We start from the raw sequence: 16,886 nt of genomic DNA, 5'->3' as shown, positions 1-16,886 counted from the left end.
ATGTGCAATAAGAAGGGTGGCACTAAAATTGAATATACTTAGGAGGATTACAATGGGCATTTTGAGTGGAAATCCACAAGACGAGCCAATGCATTACGGTGAAGTTTTTAGTACTTGGAATTTTGTGATGGTCGCAAATAAAGATATTGCTGACACACAGGTTTTATTAAATCATGCGGGTGATGATGATTTAAAAAAGTTACTTCAAGAATCAATTGAAGCTGGAAAAGCAGCAGTAAAACAGGTATCAGAGTTACTTAAAGCAAATGGAGTGGCTTTACCTCCAAGTGCTCCAGAACCCCCCCATGCGGATTTAAATGAAATTCCACCTGGTGCACGTTTCCCTGATCCAGATATTGCTGCCACTGCAGCTATGGCTTTAGCAACTGGTTTAGTATCATGTAGTCAAATTATGGGTCAATCTATTCGTGAAGACATTGCTATGATGTTCGGGCAATTCCATCTTGCAAAAGCAGCTTTAGGAGCCAAGTATTTAAAGTTAACAAAAGAAAAAGGTTGGTTAGTTCCCCCGCCATTGCATCATTACAAAAGTGCTGAAGGGTGACTTTTAAGCTTGTTCATTTTTAATGGACAAGCTTCTTTCTAAGATTTAAAAATCCAAAATTAGGAAAGGAGGTTTTTAAATGTATTACTATAAAGAAGAACTTATAAATATAATTAAACCAGACAAACCCGACCCAGCTGCTGCAAGAGTACTACAGGAAACATTGGGTGGTCAATTTGGTGAAATGAGAACAATGATGCAATATTTTTTTCAAAGCTCCAACTTTAGAGGCAAAGATAAAAAATATCGTGACTTATTACGAGGGGTTTTCTTAGAAGAAATTGCTCATGTTGAACTTGTGCAAAGTACAATTAACGCCTTATTAGATGAATCTGGCGGTGAAGGTGCAGGAAATATCGCTCAAGATAAAGCTCCATTAGACGAGGCAATCAAACACGCTAATGCACAACACTATATCTCTGGAGCTCAAGCTTCTCTTCCTGTTGATGCTGCCGGTAATCCATGGAATGGATCGTGGGTTTATAATCATGGTAACCTTATAGCGGATTTGCTGAATAATGTCGTATTAGAGTCAACTGGTGTCTTAGAAAAAACAAGAATTTATGAAATGAGTTCCAACCAAACTCTAAGAGAAACGCTCGGATTTCTCATTGTTCGTGATAATGCACATCAAAATGCATTCGCAAAAGCTTTAGAAACTTTAGGAGTTGATTGGGCTAAGACATTCCCCGTACCTAATTACGATATCAATAAATATCCTGAATGCAAAAAATTTGTCGATTTAGGTTATCATAATGCACAATTTAACTTTAGATTGGATCAAACAAAAATAGCTGAAATTTTTCAAGGGAAAACACCAAGTAGAAATGGTGGAGAATTACATGTAACACCACCTCCAACCGGCTTCCCTGTTCCGCCAATGCCTGATTTGCCGAATGAACATAGTCCTGGGTTAGGGGATATGAACCGTTAATCATATTAGATAAAATAAAGATACTCAAATAAAAAGTTCTGCGTTTTTGTTAAAATACTTATATGATCCTAAAAAAGCTGAATGAATGAATTCAGCTTTTCTATGTATATATTTTTTCTTATCTATTATTCTCACACGAACATGAACGCCACCATTTAACAAGCGTCTGAGTTCTTTTCTTCCAAGATGAGTACCTGTATTCATTTACGATAGACCCTAAACTATTGTAATTAGGTTCTTATATTCGTACGAAAAGAGGCTTTTTCCAAAAAAATAAAAGTTAATAAAGAAGAGAGCGATAATATGGAGAAAGTAAACTTTTATAAACAAGAGGAATTTAGAAATAAAGCTGAAAAAAACACCGATTCATGAGCCTCCAAGGACTGATAACATATATTTTTTACCGTCAAATTGACCACCACGGCCAAACTCATTCGAATTTGTAAAAAAGATATCCGGAACAAACACAGCATCGATATACTTCTTTAAAACTCCTGGAAGGCTAAACCAGTAGATAGGCGTTTGAATAATTATGAAATCTGCTTTCTTGAATTTCTCAATTTCTTCAGATATGTGATATCCCTTTAATACATTCGTCTCCATTTCATTTGTACCGCCTCCCAATATTGAACTGTGTGTATGACAGATTACAATACAAAGTAGAATCGTTACAGATGATTATTATGATAATAATCATCATTTTTTTCGATAGGAGGAACTTGATGTTGGATATTAAACAATTAAAGACTTTCTTAGACGCTTGCCAAACGTTATCGCTAGTAATTCTTGATTTGAGTAGATACTCTTTCGAATGTTCAGCTACACGATATTCCAAATTGGCCTCATCTTTATATAGTAAATATGATATGATTAAACGTATAAAACTAATGCTATGTTATACCACATACCTCTTTACTCCCATTATGAAGAAAGGAAGTGTCCATGCCATGAAAAAGAAAATACTTGCATATTTATCTATCGGTTATGGATACTCAACTGCCGTTTTCTTTTAAAAACATGTAATTGGTGGAGTCTGTCTAATTACTTGAAAGGATCTTCGGTAAATTTATAATGAGCGAGGTAATATAATGTTGAATATTATCAGAAACAACCCTAAGTCCATGCCAAAACCAGTAGGCGATTATAGCCATGTCACTAGAGTACCAGCAGGAGCAAGCTTAATAGTAACATCTGGTCAAATCGGAATAGATATGAACGGAAATGTCCCTGATAGTTTAACCGATCAAGTCAATTATACGTTTGTAAATATAAAAAAAGCCCTAGAATCAGAAGGGCTCCTTCCAGACAACGTAATTAAAGTTAATATTTGGGCAACAGAGGAAATAGACTGGGCGTATTTCTACCTCAAATGGAATGAACTGTTTGAAGGAGACTACCCATCTATGACCATTGCATATATATCCGCATTAGGATTGCCTGAATTGAAGATAGAAATCGAGTTATGGTGTGCTTCAACTTAACCATCTGAAATAAAAATTAAGGAACAGCGAATACTGTTCCTTTTTACTATTGTCATAACTCAGCACCTTTCAACAATAAGCACTGCAAAACTTGAAGGCACAACTTATTATTTTCTTCATCCCAAGAAGATTAGGAATCACCTATTTCCACCTACTTCGGATATACTTTTTTAAACCTTTCACAAACAACAAGCATATCAGGAGAAAACTCTTTACCATAATCCTTTAATAATGGCGTGAAGAACTTTTTGTGAGCTTCCCACCAGAAATGATAGTCTCCCTCGCCTTCTGCTAATGCAAATTCTTCGGTCACTTCGTTCATGGGCTTTACTTCAACCGATTCCATTTGTATCACTGCGACTGGTTCATCTAAACGATTAAGTATAATGCTATAGTCATTTCGTTGAGGTAGTGGTGCATTTTCTAACTCATAAAAAACATAGCCAGATGTTGTTGCGGTCTTTTTACCCTCTAATACGAGATGAGCCAAATAATCGGGTTCTACCCCAAATTGAAAAGCATCCTTATATTGAGCTTCTTTTAAATCCATGGATTCCTGAAATTCGTTCCAAAAACGTTCTATTTTGTTCAACTTCATCACTCCTTCCCCTAGCAGTATAACAGTTACTTGTCACAATTATGAGTTACATATATAAGTGAAAATGAACATCCACTATTGTAGTGATTTTTCACATCGTACCGAACCGTTCAAAATTCCTTTTTGTTATAAATCCACACCGAAATGAAGAAGGATAGCACATAGAAAATGCAACCAGCCGCTACATACATCACCATCAAATTAGATGGTGATAATTCAAATGGCAAAATATTATTCTGAACGAGCGTTGCCACTAAACTTTCCAAACCAAACATAGATAACAAGGCCCCACCCGCTCCACCAATCGTAATGGCATCTGATTTTTCTGAACCGAATGTAAATAACAATGGATAAGAAATGGCCCCTGCCGTTATGACAATAAATGTGCCTGTACTAACGATACTTATAATATGTTCAATCGGATTAGAAGTAATGAATCCATACAGATAAAACACACTGATTGATAATAATGTTCCCATTAATACAACCAACAAATAAAACATATAATGACTTGAGATCACTTTTTTTCTTGTGACAGGTAATGTTAATACAAATTTATCGTACCCGGATTTCCCCTCATGTTTGATGACCTCTAATGCTGGCATGACAAGGAATAGGATAGCAAGCATCGCCGCTAATGGTTGTAAGGAAGCATCCCCGAAATGTAGAATCAAGGCTGATGCTAAGAAGGCAATGCCTGCATACATGAATAAGCTGCGATAGACTAAGTAATAATTGGTCAGTAGTAAAGCATTCATTTGGATTCACTCCTTGTTAGAATAAGACTTAAATGATCCATCGTTAGCTCGCTACTCGTAATGGCATCCGGTAAAGCATCTTTATTAGATACCAGAACACTATAACGCGATCCATCATTTCTTTTTGCTACAATCCATTCATCATGAATCTGTGTAAGCTGTTCAGCATTCACTTCAACAATCGCAAACTTCTCAAAAACCGTTGCCTTTGCTTCATTTAATAAAATTTCCCCGTCTTTAATAATGACTAGATGGTCTGCTATCTTGTCTATATCGCTCATGATATGAGATGATAGTAAAATTCCCCTATTGCTCTCTTTGACAAAGTTCATTAATTCCGTTAGTAACTCTTCACGTGAGGAAGGGTCTAAGCCACCTGTCGCTTCATCTAAAATTAAGAGACGGGCATGATGAGAAAGTGCTACCGCTACAGATAATTTCATTGACATTCCTCTAGAAAACTTGCTAATTTTTTCACCTAAAGGTAGTTGGAAATTATGAATTAATCGCTTAAAATTCTCCTCATCCCACGCTCTAAATAATTGATTATATACTCGGTTAATTTGCTTGATAGTAAGGTTTGCGGGTAAGTTCATCGCATCAAATACGACACCTATCTCCTCTTTAGTCTCTGAATTATTTACACACTCTTCCCCAAAAATTTTAACCGTACCATCGTCTATCGTTGTCAGCCCTAAAATCGATTTAAATGTTGTCGATTTACCGGCCCCATTATCACCTATAAAGGCTACAATAGAACCTGTAGGAACAGTAAATGAAATATCTTTCAAAACCACCTTCTGACCGTAAGCTTTTTTCACATGTTTGATTTCTAATAAATGGGTCACATTAACCCTCCTCCTAGATGTATAAATCTAATTGAATAACTCGTTTTTGTTATACATCCATTTTAAAGTGTGAATGTAGTTAAAGAGAATTAGTTAATTACTTATATATATATTTACGATTAACCTGAATATATAGAGTGAAAATTAACTATCTATGTAGGATTCTTCTATTGCCTTTACTTGTACTTTATAATAATGTTTAGAAAGTTCTGTTTTTGTGATAATCTTTATGAAATAAAAGTTCTGCTAGGAGTACTTATGGAAGCAAACATACCTATCTTTAAACAACCTAACTTTCTGAAATTATGGTTCTCTCAATCCTTCCATTCATTAGCTCAAATTCTCATTCAAGTTATCGTTATGGTAGAGGTATATCAAAGAACAGAGAGTGCAACAGGTCCCGCTTTAGTGTTAGCGCTTATGTCTTTAACACTATTTGTTAGTTCTTTTCTAGCCTCTTATTCCATTGATTCCTCTGCAGAAAATTTTACATGTAACAGGTTGGTTGAAAGGATTTACTGCTATTGGTATAGGATATTTTCTATATATGGAGACCACATTGGGGCTCACTTTTATGTTTCTTGGTCTTATGGCTTTATCATTTTTGAATGCGTGGTATTCACCAGCTAGATTCGCCATTTTACCTTTAGTCATTAATAGGAATGAGTATATTAAGGCAAACGGAACGCTCGTCATGATAGAACAATTATTAGCAACAGCAGGTTGGGCATTTGGGGCTATTTTGGCTTTATATATTCCGTTTCATATCTTAATTGGGGCAATAGCTTTATTTTTTATTAGTAGTGGGGTTCTTATTGTAATGATTAAGTTACATAATGAGAGGGCAATACTACCTAAAAAAGTGCATACTTCTCCTGCTTGGAAAGAAATTTGGAGAATAAAAGTGGTACGTGGTATTACGATTATGGATTCAGTTGAAGCGATAGCTAATGCAATCTGGACATCTGCCCTAATCTTGGCATTTACGACCGTTGTGTTAGGTGCAGGTGAAGAATGGTGGGGTTTTATTAACGCGGCTTATTTTATAGGGGCAATTTTTGGCAGTGTACTTGTTACGTATAAAGCAAAAGCATTCTCATCAAAGATTGGTATAAACATTGGGTTAAGTGGCTTATCTATGGGGGTACTGACGATTCTATTTTCTCTCAATACGATTCCAATAATTGCCTTATTGCTTTGTATACTAATGGGACCGATGTATCAAGCTCGGGATATATGTCAAGTTGCTTTGCTACAGGATGCTATTCCTGAAAGTCGCAGAGCAGGTATTATGGCAGCCAGGAATGCTTTATTAACTCCTCTTGCAGGAGTAATGGTATTAGTTGTTGGTATATTGGCTGATTTGATTGGTGTTCGATTCGTTTATTTACTTGCAGGTATCGCTTATTTGCTCGTGTCTTTATTAGCATTTAAGTTAAGTTATTTGAAGAACTATAAGCTTTCCGATGCCCATTCAATGTGATGTATTAGCCAATGTAAGGATGAAAAATTAGGTTTTTTTCGTTTTCTCAAATGTTATTCATATAAAAACACAGTTAGTAATTAGTGTTTCTCCATTTTTCTAACGGGGCCTTCCTTAAATGTAGGAAGGCTCTTTTTCTTACACCTCAATTGGGAAGGTTATTCAATTAAAATACATGAAAAGGAATGGCGAAATATGTATACAATTGAAGCAATTTCTTAAATTGCTGACTTTAAAATTTATGTAGCTTATTGTTGTGTTTGGTTGGAACGAATCCGATCATCATTCAACAACTCGATATCCAATATTTCCCCATCCTGTTTCAAGTAAATACAACCGTCCCAAAAAAACGACTAATGGTAAATGAATTACCAACAACATACACTGTTGGATAGTATAGTATACCTTAGGCACACTGTAAAACTCTCAACACGCGTTACACCAAGAAGAGGTACAAAAATAAGTATTGTAGCCCTAAGGAAAAGCTTAATTAAACCAAATCATAAATCCTCTTCCTGTACCTTGAAAATTCTGAAAAATAAATCCGTAACTTTCAATATCATCAGGAATTGTAAAATCGAGTATAGCATGCATTTTCCCATCACTATTTCCATTTAACCAGCGTTCATCCTGCCACCCTACCTCTTCAAGTATCGTATATTCCACCGGTCGATAAGATTCTCCCCCTATTATAAGTGAAAAATGTTGTTTAAATCTCATGTCAAAAATCATTGTATCTTTAATTTCAAACATAAATTCAACCGCTACATTTTGCATACCTTGTTTAGGTTCTGGTAATTTACTCTCAACTTCATGAGCTGAATAAGATATCATACTTCCCCAACCGACACTTTCACTCGTTTGTTCAGAGGAAAACTCTAATTCATAATTTCCAGGTGTGGCCATCGGATCAATAATATCTGTTGACTCTGGCTCTTGCTCTTCATTTTCTGTTGTTGTATTCCTTGTTACATCACCTACTGTCGGTCTAGAAACCTGACCAACATCTTCTGTAGAACTCACTTGTTCAAAATGAGGAGCTGCTTTTATCATTGTATACAAGAAAGACGCAACTATTAAAATAGATACGGACAAAAGCGTCCATTTAAGCCTTCTCTCTACTACTGCGCGGTTAGAGTATGAACTATTAGTACCTTGGTATGGTGTAATACGAACAGCCTTTTCAGCTGGTAGCACACTTCCCATAAGCCCAATTACTACTGGAATCAAACCCGTAACTAAGATAAAACCTATTTCTTCTAATGGAAAGTCTCCATATAAACCCCACAGTATAATAAATGCCAAGGATAAACCGATTATAGCTGCGATCAACCCGGCAAACATCCCCTCAGCAAGTATCAGTCTGCGGATATTTGCTCTTCTCCAACCAATCGCTTGTAATAAAGCAATTTCCTCACGTCTCTCAGAAACGTTTTGCCAAATAATTTCAGCAGTTGTTAATACAGCTATGATTAATGCAATTATTATCGCCACATATTGAACTGTGCCTACCTCTAACGCTACATATTCTCCTAATAAAGATGTATACATAACCCCTCTTAATCGTAGTGTAATGTATAGAAACACAGCTAAAAGAGAGGTAGGTAGGGCGATCGAGATAATTGAGAGAACACTCCGTTTCCACTTGCCAATAAAATGGTTAAAAGCCATACGATTAATGCCTCTTGCTTGGACAATTCGTTTACTATTACTAGAAATTTCACCACTTCGCATTGCTTCATATGGAGATATACTCCCTGACATTACCATCGGTACTACGGACCCCAACAAATAAACAATCAAACCAAATAGACCTGTCCATATGAAACGAGATAGCGAGCTCGCTGATTCAGTTGAGATATAAACAAAACCTAGCATGCCCCATGATACAAACGCCACAAAAAGCCCAATAATTAAAGACTCTAATAATAATAATTTTTTTAATTGACCTGGTCTCCAGCCTATTGAAAGTAATACTGCAAACTCTTTTCGTCGTGCCAATAAGTTGACAACACCTGAGGACCAAACATAGACTATCGCCACAGCAATAACACTTGTAACAATCCCAGAAAATCCAACCTTCGTTTCTCTAAAAATTGAAATCGAAGAACCAATATTAACCCATGGTTGCTGTAGCCAACCAATTTCATCCCCGTCATTAATACTTGGCACATACGTTAAAGCTAATTGCGGCGAAGATCCCAATGTGATATCTGTAATTAGACCTGTCTTTTCTTCAATTTCAGCTGTTACTCGCTCCAAGATGGCTTGGCTTTCATCATTCATGTTTGTAATTCCTTCAACTTTAATTCGAATAGCTGAAATCGGCTCTTCTCCAAGTAAATGTTCTGCCGCTTCAATTGTCGTCAACATACCAGGTGGGTCTGATAAGAAACTATAAGGATCACCATTAGGCTTTAATTGCCTAGGAGGGTTAATTGGGGTCCCATTAGCATCCATTACAAATTCTGCCGATGCTGGCCGATACGTTTCCATCGGCAATTCATTCGTCGGATCTTTAGATATGTCTAATTGACTTGAATCATAAAAGCCGACCCAATTAGGCTTCGTGCGTGGTAAATCTAAATATTCTTCAGCCATCAATTGTGGTTGACGGAACGTCTCTTTATTCCGATAAACCCCTACGGTATCACCTCCATTTTGAAAAGGAACTACCTGATAAGAATAAGGCCATCGGTCTACAAATGGACTAGCAATTTCTTGATATTCAATTGGGGTTGGCTTAAAGACTATACCGGTTATGTGTTCACCTTCCTCTCGATTGCCATCATCGATAATATTACCGGTCTGCCAATTCACTCCTGTCATTTCTCCTACAAACGTATGAAATGTCTCTTCCCCTGTATATGTGTAGGACTCTACAACCTCACCGTCTATCGTATCAAGATATAATGCCCCACCTTTCTCCTTAACCTCTTCCATTATTTCTTCAGCATTCCCTCTTGTGATAGGGAGCTCCAAACGTTCAAATGTTATTTCCTCGACTTTCTCAACAAAGGCTTGACGATTCACAATAATCGGAAACTCATGATAATCATTACCTGTATTATACAAATAAGAATCCATCTCATTAAAATACCTACTTGAACCTATCTTTACAATCGCTTGATCGAGTCCAACAAGTTTTGCTTCCTGTTCAGGATCAATACCAGCAAGAAGAGATTGAGAATGGACCACTAAATCTAGGTGAGGCGCACCCGTTCCATATTCAGATCCTTTATCAAAAAAGTCCCAAACATTTATTGGGAAATATGAATTTGTTACAGAATTTACTTCTCCTAACCCGTTGTCAATCGTAGTAGTAGTTTGTCTCCGATATATCCCATCATCGGACAATTCAACAGACCCATAATGTACCTGATAATCTGCATATCCAATCATGGCAATCGGGGCAGCCACCTCTACACCGTTAATTTCTTTGATCGTTTCATACTGTGAAACACTAATCCCGCCACTTAAACCACTCATATAATTTGGTTCCAATAGATTTTTTTCTTCCGTTACACTACGGGTGCCGTCTGGTCTAACAATAATATCATACGAAGCTGTCCAACGTTGTTGCAGTGTATCAACAATCGTTCCTCGATTCGTATCAGATAGACCAATTAAGTAGGTTAAACCTGCACTGACAATAAAAGCACCAATAAGAAGCAAAATAAATCGTTCTTTCCTTCGCCACCAATTATTCCAAATAAAGCGAATCATGACGAAAAACCAGCCTTTTCAGAAAGAACAACTCCATCTTTCATTGTGATGATTCGTTTGGCTTTTGCTGCAAGTAGTGGGTCATGCGTAACAAAAACAACCCCACAGTCTTCTTGCTCATTTAAACTTTTTAATAAATCATAAATACGTTCCCCTGTGTCTGTATCCAAATTACCTGTCGGTTCATCTGCCAATAACCAGCTTGGCTTATGGATAATTGCTCTGGCAATAGCTACACGCTGTTGTTGACCTCCAGATAATTGAGAAGGAAGTGATTGAAGTTTATCTTTTAAACCAACTTGTTCTAATACTTCTTTAGCACGGTTCAGTTTATTATAAGACACTTTCCTTGAAAACAAAGGTGTAAGGACATTCTCTAAAGAGGTTAATGTAGGAAGCAGATGAAACTGTTGAAAAATAAAACCAATTTCCTGAAAACGGAAATCAGCAATATGACTTTTCCTTTTGGACAATATATTTTCATCATCATAGGTGATATGACCTTTTGTTGGCTTATCCAATGTTCCAAGTAAACTTAACAACGTAGACTTACCCGAACCAGATGGACCAATAATTGCTGTAAATTCCCCTTTTTGAAAAGACAGATTGGTACTCTTTAAAGCAATCGTTTTTGTACTATCACCTTCAAATGACTTTTCAAGTTCATGGCAAACAATCTGTTTAATCAAGAATCCCCACCTCCCTTAGACTGAAATTGACTTTTGAGTAGTTTTTTCATTAAGTAACATATTATAAAGTACATTTACACTTTTAATATAGCTGCTTAAAACCAATTGACCTTGTTCATCATGGCATGAATTAGTACGATTTTTTGTAGGAAAAATGTGGTTGTAACGAGGATTACTTCTAAAACAAAGTAAACAAACATCATTTAAATCATCTCCTGAATTGATATAGAGAGTAACACTATTAACTAACTGCTCTGTTAATGCAACAGGTATTAAAGCTCCAATTAGTTTCATGTTCATTAACAAAATAAAATGCTTTTTGCACACCTTCCAGGTGAATAAATAGCATATATATAAGATGATAAAGTCGATTTTATAACTTCCATAAAATCATATTATTTCTGAAAATTTAAAATATATATTACATTCTATCAATATATATAATATAATCAATAATGTAAATGATAAAATATATCTTTTTTCAATAAAAGGTGTGATAGTAATTTATTTATATATATTTTTTTCGTATGTTCAATGATTATTGTTTCAATTATTTTTTTTATATAAAAAACTCATAACTGGAAAAACCAATTTATAAATAATTTTTAAAGGTAAATCACAAAGTTGTTAAACAAGTACATCCTATACTTGGAAATTATGACCGTTTAATTCTATTTATAACTTTAGACTTTAATTTTAATGTCTAAATCTTAATTACTACATAAATAGGAGGTGAATCTTAAAATGTACCCTTATCCAATTTGTGGAGCTCCAAGTAAAATTACCCCTACTTTCTATTGTGCTTATGAAAGAAACTGTTCGTTAATCGAAGCATCGCAAGCACGTTTTCGCCGCAGAACAGATTTCTCAGGTGAAGTTTGCAAAGATGTTGCAGTTGCTTGCCTTTTTAATAAACATTAATTTAAAGTATACGCTAGAGGATAGTGCTTAGAGCACTATCCTCTTCTGTTTTTAGTTAAACTACTTATCGCTCGAAACTATTTTTTGAAATTATTAAAGTTAAATTAAGCGTTTCGCTGACTTTAAGGAATTCAAAATTAAGAAAAACCGTATTCCTCTCAGCAAAGGAATACGATTTTCTAAATTTATTACATTAAAGTTCTCTACTAACTCTAACAAAAATTCATAACAAGGCTTTGTTCATGTCGAAATTTGCTTAGCGTATGTTTTCCGCGTTTATAGAAAAAGAAGCCGTTCACCAAATGGAGAACGACTTCCCTCAAGTATTAGAGTTTAAGCAAAATAACGAAAAGTGTTACCACGATTGCACAAACACCATTAAATCAAGCTTCCACGGTACTTAATGGAGACGGTGGGAGTCGAACCCACGTCCAAACATAACGACACTTACGCTTCTACGAGTGTAGTTGCTGTATTAGCGATTCGCCAATACTTCAGCCCAACAACAGGCTTCAGTATGGCTAGTTTGATTATTCTCTTCCTTCGCCCTCAAACGGCGGGCAGCCGGCGTATCCCACTAAAGTGAGTCTCGCTCCCTACCACATGGGCGATGGAGGGTGAGACCGCGTAGTGCTATTAGGCAGCTACTGCGAAGTTATTGTTTGTTTTGCCAGTTATTGGCTTTGGCGTTTTAACGAGGCCGACCCCCTCGACTCGCCACGTAAGCACGACCTATGCCTGTCGAATCCGTAACGTCCCCAAGTTATAAAAATAAAATCCAAGATAATTGCCTTGGATATTTCATTATAGCATAAGTTATAGGGCTTGCAAATGGGATATACTCCCATTTGCATCACATGCCTTTTTGGCGTTCACGTAACGCTCTTTCAACTTCACGTTTCGCATCCTTACGCTTTAATGTCTCACGCTTGTCAAAATTCTTTTTACCTTTTGCTAGTCCAATCAAAACCTTCGCATAGCCATTTTTGATATACACTTTTAATGGCACTATCGAATAGCCTTGTTGCTTCGTTGAACCAATGAGCATAGCAATTTGTTTCTTCTTAAGCAATAGCTTTCTTGCTCTGACAGGGTCATGGTTATAGCGGTTTCCTTGCTCGTACTCTGAGATATGGGCATTATGCAAAAAAACCTCTCCATTTGAGACACGAGCAAATGAATCCTTTAAATTCATTCTACCAGCTCTAATTGACTTAATCTCAGTGCCTTGTAACACCATTCCTGCTTCAAATGTTTCTTCAATAAAATAATCATGATTCGCTTTTTTATTTTGGGCAATTACTTTGCTTTCATGTTTGGCCATTAACGACACCTCGTATTTTCCTTCGTCTTATTATGATAGCAACCAAAGGAAAAACCGTCAATTTATCTAATAAAACAGGTTAAGGCATAGAATAAAATGGTCTATGCCTCCTTTTTTATTTTTTCTTCTTACGGCCTTTATTACGCTTCACTGACGGAGCATTTTCGTAAAAAGCTTTCTTTTTCTTCTTTTTACGGCCACTACCCGCCCCAGCTGGTTTATCACCAAGAGAGAGTCCCTTTTTATTTGGACCACGACTACTAGTTTCTCCTGGGCGACTACCTTTGCGTTTTTTCCGTTTGCCGCCTTCAATCACTTTAGGACGGTCTGGCTTTTCCCGTCTTTTTCGCGGCTTCATTCCTACAACTTCAAAATCAATCGACGCTTCTTCAACATTAACGTTAACTACGCGTACCTCAATCTCATCACCAATTCTGAATACCTGACCACTACGCTCACCAATCATTGCATAATGTTTTTCATCATAGCGATAATAATCGTCCGTTAAGTAACTAACATGGACTAAACCTTCAATCGTATTCTCTAATTCAACAAACAATCCGAAGTTCGTCACACCTGATATCATGCCAGTGAACACTTCACCAATTTTATCTTCCATAAACTGAGCTTTCTTCACACTATCGGTATCACGCTCGGCTTCTACAGCACGGCGTTCCATTTCTGAAGAATGTCTTGTTAAATCTGGAAGCTTTGCACCCCAATGCTCTTGTGTTAATGGGTCGTCATTTCCACGAATTAAGTAAGTTCGAATCAGACGATGCACAAGCAAGTCTGGATAACGGCGTATTGGTGATGTAAAATGCGTATAGAAATCCGTCGATAATCCAAAGTGTCCAATACTATTTGTATCATATTTCGCTTGTTGCATCGAACGCAACATCACCGTACTAATGACGGTCTCCTCTGGCTCACCGCGAACTTCTTCTAAAAGCTTCTGTAAAGCCCTTGGATGTACAGTATTCGCACTTCCGCGGACGACATAGCCAAAGTTCGTAATAAACTCTAAAAATTTATTCAGCTTTTCAGCATCTGGATCTTCATGAATTCGATACACAAAAGGTAGCTTTAACCAATGGAAATGCTCAGCAACGGTTTCGTTTGCAGCTAACATAAATTCCTCAATCAGTTTTTCTGCGACAGAACGCTCACGTAAGACTACCTCTTTAGCCTGACCTTCTTCATCAACTAACACTTTTGCCTCTTTAAAGTCAAAATCAATCGCCCCACGATCAAAACGTTTTTTACGTAAGATTGCGGCTAGCTCTTCCATCTCCTTAAATAACGGGATTAACCCTTCATAACGAGATTTCACTTCCTCGTCATCATCCACTAAAATTTTATTCACATCTGAGTATGTCATTCTCTCCGTTGTCCGAATCACACTTTGAAAAATCTCATGGTGAACAACTTGGCCAGACTGATCAATTTCCATCTCACACGATAATGTTAAACGATCAACCTTTGGATTTAATGAACATATGCCATTGGATAGACGATGCGGAATCATCGGAATTACTCGATCCACTAGATAAACACTCGTCGCTCGATCGGCTGCTTCCTTATCAATCGGTGATCCTTCTGTCACATAATGGGATACATCGGCAATATGGACACCTAAGCGATAATGACCATTCTCAAGTTTTGATACTTGTACCGCATCATCTAAATCCTTTGCATCTGCCCCATCAATCGTGACAATAACTTCATCTCTTAAGTCACGACGGCCCTCTAAATCTTGTTCATCAATTTGGTCAGGCACTTGATTCGCTTGCTCCATGACTTCATCAGGAAACTCAAGTGGTATACCATGTTTATATATAATCGATAAAATATCCATACCCGGATCGTTTTTATGCCCTAGGATTTTAATAATCTCACCTTCAGCACTCATGCGTCCTTCTGGATATTTGACAATCTTAACAATCACTTTATGACCATCAATGGCACCTTTGATTGCATTTTTCGGAATGAAAATATCATTGGCAATACGCTTATCATCCGCAACTACAAATCCATATGCTTTTTGATCAAAATAAGTTCCAACTGTTTCAGTAACGCCGCGCTCTAATATGCGAATGACTTTTCCTTCTGGTCGCTCACCTGACGACTCTTGATGCAGTCTGACAAGGACAATATCACCATTCATCGCACTACCTAAATCAGATTGTGATACATATACATCCTTTTCACCCTCTAACTCCGGTAATATAAATGCAAAACCTTTAGCATGACCTTGAACCTTCCCTTTTACTAAATTCATTTTTTCAGGGACACCGTAACGATTACTTCTTGTCCGGACTATATACCCCTCGGCTTCTAAATCATTTAATACTTTCACAAATTCCTTAAACTCTTCACTACCTTCAATCTGAAACTGTGCTTCAAGCTCAGTTACGGAAAGAGGCTTATAGGCTTCTTCACGAAAGTAGCGTAAAAGTTGCTGGATTTTTTCTTCATTCATTTTCCTATCTCCTTTCGTTTTTAACAGCTTCTAAGTTCTCATTCCTCTTTTCAGAATCCATTAAACGGTCCAATCTAACTTCTCTAAAAACTGATAAATATCTTGATGAAGCTGTTCTTTTTCTGGTCCAATTGTAATCGAATGGCCAGATTGTTCATACCATTTTATTTGTTTTATATCTGATTCAACCTGTTCATGAATCACCTCAGCACTTTTTGGATCAATCATTTCGTCTTTGCGTGCTTGTACAACAAACGTCGGTGTATAAATATAATCCAGATTTTTAGATACATCTGTCATAAGCTCTCGTAATTCTTTTAGTGTATCTTTTGGAAGTTGTTTAAATGCTTCCATTTCTTTTTCGATTTCAGTTTCTTCCTTTTTTTCACGCTTTTTATATTCACGTGCATAGGATAGTAACCCTTCATAAATCGATTCCTCTGTTCTTGGCTTCACAGGTGCACACATTGGGATAATTCCCTTTACAGGTAAAGTGTAACCGATTTTTAAGGAGAATACCCCTCCAAGTGATAAACCGCAAACAGCAATTTCTTCATAACCTTCATCTTTTAAATATTGATAACCTTCTTCTACCGATTTCCACCATTCTTGTGGACCTGATTGTAAGATCTCTTCTGGCGGAACACCGTGTCCCTCATAAAGGGGAGCATGGCATGTATAGCCTTGACTGTGTAAATATCGGCCTAGCATACGAACATCAGCTGTTGTACCTGTAAATCCATGTAATAAAAGTACAGCTCGTTTTCCTGCTTCAAATGTAAATGGTTTTGGTTTAACTAATCTCATTGCTCTATGTCTTTCCTTTCTTTTATATGAACGTATAGTACTAACTTAGTGTCTTGCTTGCCGTTATTGAAATTTATGCCCCGCATTGATGGTCATTTTTCTCAACTCATTGCCGCGTATTTCTATTTATGCCGCATTGATGGCTATTTTTCTCAACTCATTGCCGCGTATTTCTATTTACGCCGCATTGTTCGCTATTTTTCTCAACTCATTGCCGCGTATTTCTATTTACGCCGCATTGTTCGCTATTTTTCTCAACTCATTGCCGCG

15 protein-coding genes and 1 other RNA gene are annotated in these 16,886 nt (G+C 36.8%); 5 read left to right on the top strand and 11 right to left on the bottom strand.

What is annotated here, in order from left to right; genetic code table 11:
- Positions 1 to 52: 52 nt before the first annotated feature.
- Positions 53 to 565 (top strand): DUF3231 family protein, encoded by a 513-nt coding sequence (locus PQ479_RS16960; RefSeq protein WP_047987229.1) that lies wholly within the window; start codon positions 53 to 55, stop codon positions 563 to 565.
- A gap of 79 nt (positions 566 to 644) precedes the next feature.
- Positions 645 to 1,499, top strand: a complete 855-nt coding sequence (locus tag PQ479_RS16955; protein ID WP_047987228.1) for a manganese catalase family protein — start codon at positions 645 to 647, stop codon at positions 1,497 to 1,499.
- Positions 1,500 to 1,523: 24 nt separating this feature from the next.
- Here the strand turns inward: PQ479_RS16955 and PQ479_RS16950 are convergent, their stop codons facing one another.
- Both PQ479_RS16950 and PQ479_RS16945 read right to left on the bottom strand, forming a co-directional pair.
- Positions 1,524 to 1,703, bottom strand: coding sequence for a hypothetical protein (locus PQ479_RS16950; RefSeq protein WP_047987227.1), 180 nt, complete (start codon positions 1,701 to 1,703; stop codon positions 1,524 to 1,526).
- Positions 1,704 to 1,865: 162 nt separating this feature from the next.
- On the bottom strand, positions 1,866 to 2,102 hold the full coding sequence (locus PQ479_RS16945) for an NAD(P)H-dependent oxidoreductase (protein ID WP_053070292.1): 237 nt from the start codon (positions 2,100 to 2,102) through the stop codon (positions 1,866 to 1,868).
- 485 nt (positions 2,103 to 2,587) lie between these two features.
- On the opposite strand from PQ479_RS16945, the gene PQ479_RS16940 reads away from it, so the two are divergent.
- Positions 2,588 to 2,980 carry a RidA family protein gene (locus PQ479_RS16940; protein ID WP_047987225.1) on the top strand — a complete coding sequence of 131 codons (393 nt, stop codon included), beginning with the start codon at positions 2,588 to 2,590 and terminating at the stop codon, positions 2,978 to 2,980.
- A gap of 151 nt (positions 2,981 to 3,131) precedes the next feature.
- Here the strand turns inward: PQ479_RS16940 and PQ479_RS16935 are convergent, their stop codons facing one another.
- The 3 genes from PQ479_RS16935 to PQ479_RS16925 all read right to left on the bottom strand — a co-directional run bounded on the left by PQ479_RS16935 (position 3,132) and on the right by PQ479_RS16925 (position 5,184).
- Complete coding sequence (locus PQ479_RS16935) at positions 3,132 to 3,530, bottom strand: ASCH domain-containing protein (RefSeq protein ID WP_420535560.1); 399 nt, start codon at positions 3,528 to 3,530, stop codon at positions 3,132 to 3,134.
- A 158-nt stretch (positions 3,531 to 3,688) separates the two neighbouring features.
- Positions 3,689 to 4,336 (bottom strand): ABC-2 transporter permease, encoded by a 648-nt coding sequence (locus PQ479_RS16930; RefSeq protein ID WP_047987223.1) that lies wholly within the window; start codon positions 4,334 to 4,336, stop codon positions 3,689 to 3,691.
- Positions 4,333 to 5,184, bottom strand: a complete 852-nt coding sequence (locus PQ479_RS16925; protein ID WP_047987222.1) for an ABC transporter ATP-binding protein — start codon at positions 5,182 to 5,184, stop codon at positions 4,333 to 4,335. The genes PQ479_RS16930 and PQ479_RS16925 overlap by 4 nt, the downstream gene beginning before the upstream one ends.
- A 574-nt stretch (positions 5,185 to 5,758) precedes the next feature.
- Here PQ479_RS16925 and PQ479_RS16920 point away from each other — a divergent pair.
- Positions 5,759 to 6,667, top strand: coding sequence for an MFS transporter (locus PQ479_RS16920; RefSeq protein WP_053070291.1), 909 nt, complete (start codon positions 5,759 to 5,761; stop codon positions 6,665 to 6,667).
- A gap of 486 nt (positions 6,668 to 7,153) precedes the next feature.
- Here the strand turns inward: PQ479_RS16920 and PQ479_RS16915 are convergent, their stop codons facing one another.
- The 6 genes from PQ479_RS16915 to PQ479_RS16890 all read right to left on the bottom strand — a co-directional run bounded on the left by PQ479_RS16915 (position 7,154) and on the right by PQ479_RS16890 (position 16,616).
- Positions 7,154 to 10,393, bottom strand: a complete 3,240-nt coding sequence (locus PQ479_RS16915) for an ABC transporter permease (protein WP_053070290.1) — start codon at positions 10,391 to 10,393, stop codon at positions 7,154 to 7,156.
- The gene (locus PQ479_RS16910; RefSeq protein WP_047987221.1) at positions 10,390 to 11,082 is read right to left on the bottom strand and encodes an ABC transporter ATP-binding protein; all 693 of its coding nucleotides are present in this window, start codon (positions 11,080 to 11,082) and stop codon (positions 10,390 to 10,392) included. Before PQ479_RS16910 ends, PQ479_RS16915 begins: the two co-directional genes overlap by 4 nt.
- A gap of 1,322 nt (positions 11,083 to 12,404) precedes the next feature.
- Positions 12,405 to 12,763, bottom strand: a transfer-messenger RNA (tmRNA) gene (gene ssrA, locus PQ479_RS16905).
- A gap of 93 nt (positions 12,764 to 12,856) precedes the next feature.
- A complete protein-coding gene (smpB, locus tag PQ479_RS16900; protein ID WP_047987219.1) occupies positions 12,857 to 13,327 on the bottom strand; it encodes an SsrA-binding protein SmpB in 471 nt (156 codons plus the stop codon).
- Positions 13,328 to 13,442: 115 nt separating this feature from the next.
- Positions 13,443 to 15,809, bottom strand: coding sequence for a ribonuclease R (gene rnr / locus PQ479_RS16895; protein ID WP_047987218.1), 2,367 nt, complete (start codon positions 15,807 to 15,809; stop codon positions 13,443 to 13,445).
- Positions 15,810 to 15,869: 60 nt separating this feature from the next.
- Positions 15,870 to 16,616, bottom strand: a complete 747-nt coding sequence (locus PQ479_RS16890) for an alpha/beta hydrolase (RefSeq protein WP_047987217.1) — start codon at positions 16,614 to 16,616, stop codon at positions 15,870 to 15,872.
- Positions 16,617 to 16,673: 57 nt separating this feature from the next.
- On the opposite strand from PQ479_RS16890, the gene PQ479_RS16885 reads away from it, so the two are divergent.
- The coding region (locus PQ479_RS16885) for a hypothetical protein (RefSeq protein ID WP_273717109.1) at positions 16,674 to 16,886 on the top strand (213 nt) is incomplete at its 3' end.

This window comes from Alkalihalobacillus pseudalcaliphilus, from assembly GCF_028610675.1.
GTDB lineage: Bacteria > Bacillota > Bacilli > Bacillales > Bacillaceae_D > Alkalihalobacillus > Alkalihalobacillus pseudalcaliphilus.
Note: the sequence above shows the minus strand (reverse complement) of the source record. Positions and strands in the feature narration are given on the sequence as shown.